The 10,944-nt window shown below is 42.3% G+C and carries 11 protein-coding genes; 10 read left to right on the top strand and 1 reads right to left on the bottom strand.

Features of this window, described 5'->3' with window-relative positions; all coding sequences use genetic code 11:
• Positions 1-185 precede the first annotated feature (185 nt).
• Complete coding sequence (locus WBM30_RS00440) at positions 186-755, bottom strand: TetR/AcrR family transcriptional regulator (RefSeq protein WP_424898879.1); 570 nt, start codon at positions 753-755, stop codon at positions 186-188.
• Positions 756-1,451: 696 nt separating this feature from the next.
• Here WBM30_RS00440 and WBM30_RS00435 point away from each other — a divergent pair.
• From WBM30_RS00435 to WBM30_RS00390, 10 genes are all read left to right on the top strand, one after another.
• Positions 1,452-1,619: a Flp family type IVb pilin gene (locus WBM30_RS00435; RefSeq protein WP_424898877.1), complete on the top strand. Its 168-nt coding sequence runs from the start codon at positions 1,452-1,454 to the stop codon at positions 1,617-1,619.
• A 154-nt stretch (positions 1,620-1,773) separates the two neighbouring features.
• The gene (locus WBM30_RS00430) at positions 1,774-2,346 is read left to right on the top strand and encodes an A24 family peptidase (RefSeq protein ID WP_424898876.1); all 573 of its coding nucleotides are present in this window, start codon (positions 1,774-1,776) and stop codon (positions 2,344-2,346) included.
• Between the two features lie 18 nt (positions 2,347-2,364).
• On the top strand, positions 2,365-2,757 hold the full coding sequence (locus WBM30_RS00425; RefSeq protein ID WP_424898875.1) for a TadE/TadG family type IV pilus assembly protein: 393 nt from the start codon (positions 2,365-2,367) through the stop codon (positions 2,755-2,757).
• Between the two features lie 83 nt (positions 2,758-2,840).
• Positions 2,841-3,554 (top strand): Flp pilus assembly protein CpaB, encoded by a 714-nt coding sequence (gene cpaB, locus WBM30_RS00420; RefSeq protein WP_424898874.1) that lies wholly within the window; start codon positions 2,841-2,843, stop codon positions 3,552-3,554.
• A 14-nt stretch (positions 3,555-3,568) separates the two neighbouring features.
• Positions 3,569-4,717: an AAA family ATPase gene (locus WBM30_RS00415; RefSeq protein ID WP_424898873.1), complete on the top strand. Its 1,149-nt coding sequence runs from the start codon at positions 3,569-3,571 to the stop codon at positions 4,715-4,717.
• Positions 4,718-4,748: 31 nt separating this feature from the next.
• Positions 4,749-6,140: a CpaF family protein gene (locus WBM30_RS00410; RefSeq protein ID WP_424898872.1), complete on the top strand. Its 1,392-nt coding sequence runs from the start codon at positions 4,749-4,751 to the stop codon at positions 6,138-6,140.
• Position 6,141: 1 nt separating this feature from the next.
• Positions 6,142-7,101, top strand: coding sequence for a type II secretion system F family protein (locus WBM30_RS00405; protein ID WP_424898871.1), 960 nt, complete (start codon positions 6,142-6,144; stop codon positions 7,099-7,101).
• A 12-nt stretch (positions 7,102-7,113) separates the two neighbouring features.
• On the top strand, positions 7,114-8,025 hold the full coding sequence (locus tag WBM30_RS00400; RefSeq protein ID WP_424898870.1) for a type II secretion system F family protein: 912 nt from the start codon (positions 7,114-7,116) through the stop codon (positions 8,023-8,025).
• Positions 8,026-8,051: 26 nt separating this feature from the next.
• Positions 8,052-10,559 carry a vWA domain-containing protein gene (locus WBM30_RS00395; RefSeq protein WP_424898869.1) on the top strand — a complete coding sequence of 836 codons (2,508 nt, stop codon included), beginning with the start codon at positions 8,052-8,054 and terminating at the stop codon, positions 10,557-10,559.
• A 1-nt stretch (position 10,560) separates the two neighbouring features.
• Positions 10,561-10,902 carry a DUF192 domain-containing protein gene (locus tag WBM30_RS00390; protein ID WP_424898868.1) on the top strand — a complete coding sequence of 114 codons (342 nt, stop codon included), beginning with the start codon at positions 10,561-10,563 and terminating at the stop codon, positions 10,900-10,902.
• Positions 10,903-10,944 lie beyond the last annotated feature (42 nt).

Below are 10,944 nucleotides of genomic sequence, written 5' to 3'. Positions count from 1 at the left end.
TTTTTTAACGATGTTTACTTTTTCTTCCACAGTCCAACGCCTATTTATTCGCATAAAAAAACCCCCAATAAAGTAGAATAGAAATTTTTGTTATTTCTACTGTCTACTTTATTGGGAGCTTATCATTCAGAGATTCAAAGGGCTTTTTCATTTATTAAGTTAGTTGGATAAGGGCGCGTGATGCATCATAACTTTAAACTATGGTAGTTTACGAATGCTGCTCTTACTTCATTTGGAGGAGTTGCAAACTTTTCTTCCATCCATCCTTGAATAGTGCCAGCCAGGGTGTAAGTGAATATTCTCGCATCAGCAGAAATTTGTTTCTCTGTTAAATTAACAAATGGAGTCCAACTGTCTATCAGACTCTGATGGATCGTATCCAAGCTTTTGAGAATGAGCCTTTTTTGAACATCATTTTGGAAGCATAACGAAATAGCTCGCCGATTTTGATAGATATAATCAAAAACAGTGATATCAGAGTCTTTCATCGATTTTCTTTGAGCCAAATGACAGTCTTTGAAACTGTTTTTGACTGATTCAGCAAATCCATCCAACAGTTCTTGGGTTATGTCATCGAGCAAATCGAATTTATCATAATAATGATTATAGAAAGTCGTTCGGTTATAATCTGCGGTATCCACTATATCCTTTACGGAGATGCAAGCAAAACTTTCCGTTTCCAATAAACGCATCAAGGCATCCTTGAATAAATGCTTCGTTCGCCGCGCACTTTTGCTGGTTGATTCATTTAGCATGGAAAAAAACCTCCTCAAAATCAATAGATTTCCTTGTAATGTCAATTAAAACGACACGTTAAGCTTCATTGTCCATTTTTTTAACAACTCATCTGAATCTGTGGATTGTATTAAGAAACAAATGATTTAAAATAAAGACATAAACAAAGAACACCACAACCAAGTTGGAAACTCAATCAGCTTGAAACCATCATCCTTGTTATCATCCAACAATGACCACCAACGGTCTTCATACCTTTCTAGATTAAAACTCCTAACTTTTAGATCATTCAACCTAAAACGAAACACCTTTACATTCACCAGTTAGTTTATCTTCTATGCAATTCAACGAATCCGTACACAACACCTAAAATTCATCTCATCACAATTCCAAGAATAAGTGCACCTTAGTAAGTGAAGGATACCTACTTACCAACTATCAGTTTATTTTCTATCGGATAAAAACCAAACATATGCTTAAAAAATAATTCGTATTGATTTGATTATAATGTTTTTTTAATGATTTGTACATTGATTCTTGCCAACGAAATAACAGATGCTGCGAGCAGAAACTCTATTTTTGAGTGGACAGGATCCTGAAAGTCCAGCCCATTGACAAATGGAGTTGTTGCTAAATGAAGCGATTTCAATAAGTGGGAAGTCGCCTCATAAACAACAACAACATAAAAAAACGGATAGAAAGAGGAGGAAATTATCATGGAAATCATGAAAAGATTGGTTCGCGAAGAAGAAGGACAAGGTATGGTTGAGTATGCGTTGATTATTGGTGTTATTTCTATAGCGCTTGTTGTTGCAGGTGACGATGTAGTAACTGCAATAGAAGGTTTATGGACAAAAGTTGCTGGTCTTATCAATCCAGAATAGAAGCATAAACCTGCTTATTAAGATATGATAAAAATTCCCGCTGATTTCGGCGGGATTTTTTTCTAAAAAACTCCCTATCCGTGGGAAACAAACAGTAATATTAATTGAATATTTCAAACAATTTAGAATTATAACAAAGAAAGGAGCAAGTAAGATGGTTACAACAAATAATGCATTGCTGTTATTGCTGGTCGCGGCATCCGGTTTTTTCGACGCAAAAGAACGGAAAATACCGAATAAAATCACGTTCACCGGAATTCTGATCGGCATTATATTCAATAGCATAACGGGAGGTTGGATGGGATTACTGGAAGGTGTCATCGGTATGGTTGCCGGCTTGGCTATTTTTTTCCTTCCTTTTGTCATGGGCGGAATGGGGGCTGGTGACGTCAAGTTGATGGGAGCCATCGGGGCGCTGATGGGCTGGCGTTTCTCACTGATGACAGCATTGTATTCCGCTTTGGTCGGTGGCGTCATGGTGCTTGGGTACCTGCTCTATACAGGGAAATTGAAGGACACCTTAAAAAAAATGATTTTATCCCTGATCAATCTATTGTTCCATTTCTTGAACCAGTTGGGCTATAACGAAAAAATCGAGCGGATCCAACAGCGCTTCACAAAGGACGGACAGGAATACAAAAAAATCTATATCCCTTACGGTGTCGCAATCGCGGGCGGAACCGTATTGGTGCTGGTCGCTTCCGCTCAAGGATTCCATATTTTCTGATGAAAGAAGGTGATTGTCTTGAAGATATTAGCTAAGCTCCGCAAAAGCGAAAGGGGGCAATCGCTCGTTGAATTTGCCTTGGTGCTGCCGATAATACTGCTTTTGTCATTGGGGGTACTGGAATACGGCTGGATGCTGAATGCGAAAATTACGGTTACCGCAGCAGCAAGGGAAGGGGCGAGAGCAGCTGCCATATTGGGGAAAGATGCGACCGATGCTGCCATAGATTCTACTGCCACTTTGGTTGCAGGAAAATACATGGGTGTGACCTTGGGTGTCAATAATGTAATCGTCAGCACTCCTGATGATGATATCACTATTACGTTGAGATATGCGAAAGCTCCGCTTGTTGGTGTGTACATCAAAACCCCCATGACCATATCCAGCCAAGTGACAATGAAGCGGGAATAAGGTGGAAAGAGAAGCATATCCTGGGAATGGGGAGTGCATTATCAAGAGTGAATCAATGGCAAATATGAAAGGGTGAAGCCTTGATGAAAAGCAAAAAGAGAATAGGAATCATTACAGTGTTTTTGGCACTGCTGACGACGGGGCTAGTATATATCTATTTGAATCAAGTGACGGCTACAAGCAAAGAAAATCAAGTTGAGATGACGAATGTGGTAGTCGCTCTAAGCACCATTCCGGCACATGTGAAGGTGACTGCAGAAATGCTGGAGATAAAAGAAATTCCCGTTGAAGCCGCCCATCCGGATGCATTCACATCCATTGAAGAGGTGATAGGCGGAATCACTAATACGGAACTTATCGGCGGCGAACAAGTATTGGAGGAACGTGTTGTTTTGGACGCAAGCGATTCGCCACTGGCTTATCGGATCCCTGAAAACATGCGTGCTATCACGGTGCCGACCACTGAAATCGATAGCATTGGGGGTTACATCATGCCAGGGGATAAGTTGGATATTTTAGTCAGTTATACGCCTTCCGAAGGAAAGCAAGTCGTCTATACTCAACTCCAAAATATTGAAATACTGGAAAAGGGTCCGTATACAACCATTGCGGACGAACAACAGACAGGGGTTCCGACATCTTTGACCTTGTTGGTTACTCCAGCACAGGCCGAAGTAATCGCCTATGCGACTTTAAACGGAAGCTTCCACTTCACGCTGCGTAATCCTGTTGATACGGGCAAACAAGACGATCCAAGCTACGGAACGGACAACTTCGATTCATGGAAAGAGCGGTGAGAACAGTGGATAGAATGAAATTATTATTATTGGCTGATTCGGAAACGGAACGGCGGAACATTGTGGGAATGTTGGGAAATATTGATTACATCCAATTGGCTGGTGATTTCATCGACGAAGAGCCCATCTGGGAGCTTTTGCAACACTCCTCAGCTGATATTCTGCTGATGGGTTCCGGAATGAATGGTCAAAGATATGCTTTCGTGGAAAAAGTTTCTGCCCAGTATCCTCATACCGACATCATAATGATGGAAGATGAACTCCTTGAAGTGACGATGCATAATGCATTATTTGTCGGTGCAAAGGATGTGCTGATTAAACCGATTGATCCTGAAAAATTGATGAATGCCATTTATAGAATCCAACAGCTTAAGAATAAACAAGTCCCGTCGCTGCAAAAAAAAATCAAGAAAAGTGAGCGAGGCCAAGTGTATACGGTATTCAGCACAAAAGGCGGTGTCGGGAAAACCTTTGTGGCAATCAATCTTGCGACCTCTCTGCTGAAAGAACCAGAAAAGAGGGTCGTTCTCGTCGACCTCGATTTAGATTTCGGAAATGCAGCATTGGCCCTGAATCTTTATCCAAAATTTACCATTTCAGATATTGTGGATGATATCCGAAATATCGACAGCGACCTGATTGAAAGTTACCTTATCCCGCATGAATCCGGCATTAAAGTATTGCCCGCCAATCTGCAGCAAGAGATGAATGAATTCATCAATGCTGAGCATATCCGGATTATTTTGGAAGCGTTGAGGGAGTCGTTTGACTACGTTATCGTTGACATGCCAGCTCGCTTCCTAGAAACTATCTTGCCGGCATTGGCTTTGGCAGACACTCTGCTGGTCATCACAACTCCGGAGATTTCATCCGTCAGAAATATCAAGGCGTTATTAGTTACCTTGAAAGATTTGAATTTCCCGCAATCCAAAATAAAAATCATCCTTAATAAAGCGGATCGCAGAGGAGAAATCACCCAAAAGGACGTAGAGGTGACACTCAATAAAAAAGTGGATGCTTCGATTGCTTTCGATTATCGTAAGGTTGTCTCCTCACTGAATCGCGGTGTACCACTTGTGAATGAATATCCCAAAAACGTCGTTTCAAAGAATATAGAAAAGATGAGACTGAGACTCGTCGAAGGCGAGTCACTCGATGTTTAAAAAAGGAAATTAGCTAGAAGAGGGTGAAAAGATGAACCTGGGAGCATATGGGAATTTTGGATTTATTGAAGCTACTAAAGAAGATGGAAAAATAGAAGATCAAAACGGCCTAGCAAAAAGAAGAAGGGATTTGGATGATCTAGCCTACGAGGTATTGCAGGTTGTGATTGATCAGTTACCCGCCACAACAGAGGAAGATGACGCAACCCAGCAGAAAAAAATGCAGGAGAAAATTAATGATATCATCGGGAATATCATCTACGAACAAAAGCGACACCTGTCTTTTGCTGACAAGCAAAGAATCAACAAGGCGGTAATGAATGAGATTTATCAATACGGCCCGATAAGCGACCTGTTGGATGATGATTCGATAACCGAAATCATGGTAAACGGTCCGAAAAATATATTCATTGAACGCAAAGGGAAAATCGTGAAGACGGAGAACGAATTCCGGGATGACAAACATGTCATGCACATCATCGATAAAATCATCTCGCCATTGGGTAGAAGGGTTGACGAAAGTTCTCCGTTAGTTGATGCTCGCTTGGCGGATGGCTCCCGTGTCAACATCATCATTCCACCATTGGCCGTGAAAGGCCCATCGATCACCATCCGTAAATTCTCGAAGGATCCCTTAACAACCGACGACCTGATTACATTTGGAACATTCAATGCCGATATCGCACAGTTTTTGCGCCTGTGTGTCAAGGGCCGCACCAACATCCTGGTTTCAGGCGGAACCGGCAGTGGTAAGACGACGCTTTTGAACGTTTTATCCAGCTATATATCGGAGACGGAACGCATCGTTACGATTGAAGATGCCGCCGAAGTCCAACTGCAACAATCCCATGTCGTCACACTGGAATCGAGGCCTGCCAATATTGAAGGGAAGGGCAGCGTCTCCATCCGGGATCTGGTCGTCAATTCCTTGCGGATGCGTCCGGATCGCATCATCATCGGTGAAGTCCGGGGCGGGGAAGCTTTGGATATGCTGCAAGCGATGAACACCGGCCATGATGGTTCCTTGACGACTATCCATGCCAATACACCAAGGGATAGCCTGTCCCGTCTGGAGACGATGGTCATGATGTCGGGGATTGAACTACCGTCCCGTGCCATCCGCGAGCAAGTCGCTTCGGCCATCGATATGGTCGTTCAGGTGGAACGGATGATGGACGGAACCAGAAAAGTGACGAAGGTAAGTGAAATTACTGGACTTGAAGGCGATACAGTAACGCTGCAGGACATCTTCCTTTTCAATCAAGAGGGGTTCGATGAAAACGGTACGGTTAAAGGAAGACACCAGGCAACCGGCATCTTGCCGAATTTTTTGGACAAGATTAAGGCGCACGGGGAAAAGGTACCGACGAATCTATTTAAACCGGCAAATGATACCTTCGATCCTTTCAGAAGGGGGAATTGAGATGCTGCCCATTGTGCTGATATTTATTTTTGCGACCGCAATGAGCCTCTTTTTGGCTGTCCACCTCTTATTTTTCGAGAAGAAACGGAGCGTCAGAGAGCGGTTGTCCGAAAACGGAAAGTTGCTTCAGGAACCAAATTTAACCGAGAATAATCGGAAATCGAGATTTTGGTGGGGAATCCTGCAAAGCACTATCGAATATATTGAAAAATTGAATTATTATACGAAAATCAAAATGAAATTGCTGCAGGCCTACATCAAAATGAAGCCGATAGAGTTCATCGAGATTTCACTCATTGCAGGAATGTTTTTTGGAACACTTTTGTATCAAGTTCTGAATAATGGCTTGATGGCAATTGTCGGTTTTCTGTTGGGATATCGGTTACCAGAAACGGTCATTGAGATGATTCGAAAGAAACGTGCGAAACAGTTCAATGATCAGTTACCTCAGGCATTAGGTCTATTGGCGAACGGTATGCGAGCTGGATTCAGCTTTCCTCAGGCCATGGCTGTTGTCGGAAGGGAAATGGAAGCGCCTGTTGCGGATGAATTTTTGAAAGTATTGCGGGATAATTCATACGGCAAGAATATGGATGAAGCGTTGACGGATCTGTCGAAAAGGATTGACGATGAAGACCTCGATATGTTTGTCACGACCCTTTTGATCCAAATGCAAGTTGGAGGAGATTTAGCCGAAATATTGGACATCATTTCGGAAACAATCCGTGAACGCGTAAAACTCAAGGGGGATATCCGTACACTCACCGCGCAAAGTCAAATGTCGGCTTGGGTTATCGGTGTTTTGCCGGCGGCGCTTGCGGCGGCCCTTTTCATGATAAGCCGAGAATACATCATGGTGCTTTTCACCGAACCATTGGGATTGATGCTTGTTGGTGCGGCAGCTCTTATGATGATTGTAGGGATCATTGCGTTGGTTAAAATTGTGCAGGTCAAAATATAGGAGGGATAAAAGATGGAACTGATTGTTTATGGATCATTATTCCTTACCAGTTCATTGCTGTTTTATCTGTTCTACGATCTCCTGATCAGGCCGAAACAGGTCATGCGGGAACGACTCGATAACGTGAAGGAGATGGCTGATATCCGTGATGTCTTTGAAGATGGGATGCGTGAATCCTTTGTCATACGTGTAATCAATCCAGCTTATGAGCGGATGATTCGCTCATTGGGAAATCTTGCTCCCTCTACCATCAAAGACAGATACGAAAATTTACTGAACAGTAGCGGGGCAAAGGATAAGATGAAATTCAACAATATACTGGCAATGCAAGTGATGCTAGGAATCATCCTCTCGTTTCTGGTGCACTACCTGATGAAGGCATCGTCCTCGCCTTCAAATAGCCTATACATCTTTTTGGCAGGAGTCGTCGGTTTTCTGCTTCCTTATTATTTATTACTGTCGGCATCAGAAAAAAGAAAACAGGAAATCCAATATGCCGTGCCGAGTATGTTGGATTTGCTCTATGTCAGCGTTGAAGCGGGCTTATCGTTTGATATGGCCATTTATCGGACGACGGACAAGATGAAAGGGCCCCTGAGCGACGAATTGCGGTTTACTATGAATGAAATGAGCAAAGGACGGGAGCGTTCTGAAGCTTTACGGGAAATGGTAAAACGAACGCAGGTGGAGGACTTGGCGACTTTTGTGACATCTATCATTCAAGCCGAGGAAATGGGATCAAATATCGGCAATGTATTGAGGGTTCAAGCGAATACCATGCGTTTGAACAAACGGCAGCGTGCAGAGGCAAAAGCTGCTAAAATACCGACAAAAATGCTTTTTCCGTTGGTTTTTTTCATGTTTCCTGCGCTATTCGTCGTCATTTTGGGACCGGCAATCATTAACATCATGGCATCTTTTTAAATGAACTGTAGTGAGGAGGGAAATCCATGCGTTTAAAAAAAATACTGATAACTTTCTTAATGTTAGGGTTCATCAGTACTTCCTTTGCACCGGGATTCTCGGCGGCAGAGAACAGGATGTCGGAAGAAATTGCTGTTTCCTTGGTCATTGATACTTCCGGCAGCATGGCAGAAACCGATCCGAATAACCTCCGGAAAACAGCAGCGGATATTTTTGTCGATCTGCTCAGTCCAGAAGACTATTTGGGTATCGTCTCTTTTTCTACGGATGTGACCGAAATTGCACCGATGCAGCGAATAGGGGATGTCACCAATAAGCAGGCAATAAAAGATACGCTTGCCCCAATCGTCAATGTGGATGGAAACACGAATTATCAATTGGCTTTACATGCTGCAGAACGACAATTGGACAGTTTTACGGAAAAAGATGTCCAAAAAGTGATCATTTTCCTGACTGATGGTGTACCCGAACCTGATTATGGCAAACGGGAAGATGCAGCTTTCATGTCAGCGTATATGGATACTTTGTGGCAAACAACCGCCCAAATCGGTTTGAAAAACTATCCAATCTATGCGTTGGGATTCGGTACTGCCGATCAAACCGTTCTGCAGCGGATAGCGTCAGATACAGGTGGAGAAGCGAAATTCATCGGCAGTCCAAGCGAAATCGCAGTCAATTATTTCGATGTGTTGCGAACACTAAAAAATAGACAAGCCTTTTTGAATGAAATCTTTAATGTCGCAGAGGGAAACAGCATTCCATTCCAAATTGACAAATATACCTCGCAAGTGACACTTGTCGTGAAGAATGACACCCCTGGTGCAGAAATTGTTGTCCGCTCGAAAATAGTAGAAGATTTTTCTGATGAAGTCGTTATTCAAAAAAATGAGAATTATACTGTCATCACGATGAATCAGGAAAAGGATGAACTGGCAGGGGAGTGGGAACTGCTTGTAACAGGCACTGGTGCGATACAGGTATTTGGTGATAAGGATTTATTTTTGAATGCACGGTTAATGGAACCCACAGCTAATACGCAGCATCCTGTAAACGAACCTTTGGAGATAGCCGCAGCAATCAACGGAGACCTTTCCGAACAAATGACGGTAGAGGCACTGATATCAAAGAACGGTACCCCGGATGCTAAGCCTCTTATATTGGAAAAAAAAGGGGACTTGTACTACGTGAGCTATACAGAAGTGAATCAAATAGGAACTTATAAGATTGATATAGGCATCAAAGATCAAAATGTCTTGGTGACAAATGCAACTGCAGATATAGTGGTGCAGGAATTGCCGGTTTTAAAGACGGATTTTTACAATGCCGGAAATATCTATAAAGTAACGGAGAGCCAAAAAGTGACAGGATACCTTGAAATGAGGGGGAACCGTGTGACTGGGTCTCAGGATGTATCCATCAATAATTTCACGCTAGTGCAGAATTATTCAGATGGGAGACAGGAATTTTATCCTTTGTTCGATAATCAGGACGAAGCTAGCGGGGATATCCTTGCAGGAGATGGGTTGTTTACGACAATCGTTCCCTTCCAAGCTGAAGGTGATATGACGACATTCTTGGTTGTGGAAGGCATCTACCGAGGTGAAGCATTTACCTTGAAGAAAATAGTTGGACAGCATATGGTCGTGTCTTATGGTGAAATAATAGGCAAGCTTCCTGAAACCCTTCTAATAGGTAGGCCAGGTGGAAAGGTTGCAATCCCTGTTCACCTGGAGAACCATTCAGGGAGAAGTGAAACCGTATTTTTGGATGTGCAATCGGAACTGGGAACATTAGTGAAAAATGAAATAACATTGCAGCCGAACGAAATTTATGCCGGAGAGGTAACTTTAGACATTGCGAAAGATGTCAGCGTAGCCACTCATGACCTCCAGATCACCCTAGCGGCAAAAGATCCGTTGACATCCATTCAAAGCAATATGGATGGGAAGGTCAAAATTCTATCAGGCATGTCTCTGTTCTTGAAAAGAACCAAGGATTTCTTCATAGCAAATGGATCTTGGCTGGGATTTATTTTGATGCTGCCAATATTGTTTGTTTTTATTGGACGAATCCTATATGCTGTTTTTGTGGAAAAGAAAATGGATAGACCTGGATACTTGTTTTATAGAAAATTGATTAATAATGATGCTTTCGAAGAGAGAAATACATTCATTTTTCCAAAAGAATCTCCACGCGTCATTATCTCTCTTGGGAAAGATAACCCTAATGCTGATTTGAACATCGGGGATGCCGAATCGGAATGTAACCTCGTATTTACCGTGACGGAAACGAAGCAAAAATGGAAAAGTATTGCAGGCTATAGGGCATTTTTGAAATCTGACTCTCCTTACAATATTATGCTGGAATCACTGGCGCCTAGCATTTTCCAAATGTACGACGAAATCTATATAAAAAAAGAAATTTTCGACAAAGATACATTTGTTGCGGGCGGATATGAATTCCATTACCAGGCAACTGCACAAGAATATGTGCAGGAAGATTCCGCAAAAAATTTATTGGAGGGTAAGTGGTGATATGAGCGCTCTTATAAAAACAAAAACGCAGGAAATCCTTTTAGAAAAAGTCATTGTAGCTGACAGTTTTATGAGCCGTTTCAAGGGATTGATGGGCAGAAAATCGCTGCCGGATAACGAGGGAATGGTGATTGCGCCTTGTAACAGTGTCCATTGTTTCTTCATGAAATTCCCTATTGATGTCATTTTTATGGATAAAAATAAACGAATTATTCATATCATCAGCAATATGAAACCCGGAAGAATTTCTCCTATTGTCAGAGAAGCAAAATATGTTGTCGAAGCGAATGCAAATACGTTAAGTAGACAGGTATCTTTGGGAGATGAGATTACATTACTATAATGATTATCGATCTGGCGATTGAAAGTGAAGAGTTTGGGTTAG

This window comes from Trichococcus sp., assembly GCF_049684335.1.
In the GTDB taxonomy this organism is placed as follows: Bacteria; Bacillota; Bacilli; order Lactobacillales; family Aerococcaceae; genus Trichococcus.
Note: the sequence above shows the minus strand (reverse complement) of the source record. Positions and strands in the feature narration are given on the sequence as shown.

Coding starts and splice junctions, on each gene's coding strand:
- WBM30_RS00440 (WP_424898879.1), bottom strand. CDS start 755: ATGCTAAATGAATCAACCAGCAAAAGTGCGCGGCGAACGAAGCATTTA.
- WBM30_RS00435 (WP_424898877.1), top strand. CDS start 1,452: ATGGAAATCATGAAAAGATTGGTTCGCGAAGAAGAAGGACAAGGTATG.
- WBM30_RS00430 (WP_424898876.1), top strand. CDS start 1,774: ATGGTTACAACAAATAATGCATTGCTGTTATTGCTGGTCGCGGCATCC.
- cpaB (WP_424898874.1), top strand. CDS start 2,841: ATGAAAAGCAAAAAGAGAATAGGAATCATTACAGTGTTTTTGGCACTG.
- WBM30_RS00415 (WP_424898873.1), top strand. CDS start 3,569: ATGAAATTATTATTATTGGCTGATTCGGAAACGGAACGGCGGAACATT.
- WBM30_RS00410 (WP_424898872.1), top strand. CDS start 4,749: ATGAACCTGGGAGCATATGGGAATTTTGGATTTATTGAAGCTACTAAA.
- WBM30_RS00405 (WP_424898871.1), top strand. CDS start 6,142: ATGCTGCCCATTGTGCTGATATTTATTTTTGCGACCGCAATGAGCCTC.
- WBM30_RS00400 (WP_424898870.1), top strand. CDS start 7,114: ATGGAACTGATTGTTTATGGATCATTATTCCTTACCAGTTCATTGCTG.
- WBM30_RS00395 (WP_424898869.1), top strand. CDS start 8,052: ATGCGTTTAAAAAAAATACTGATAACTTTCTTAATGTTAGGGTTCATC.
- WBM30_RS00390 (WP_424898868.1), top strand. CDS start 10,561: ATGAGCGCTCTTATAAAAACAAAAACGCAGGAAATCCTTTTAGAAAAA.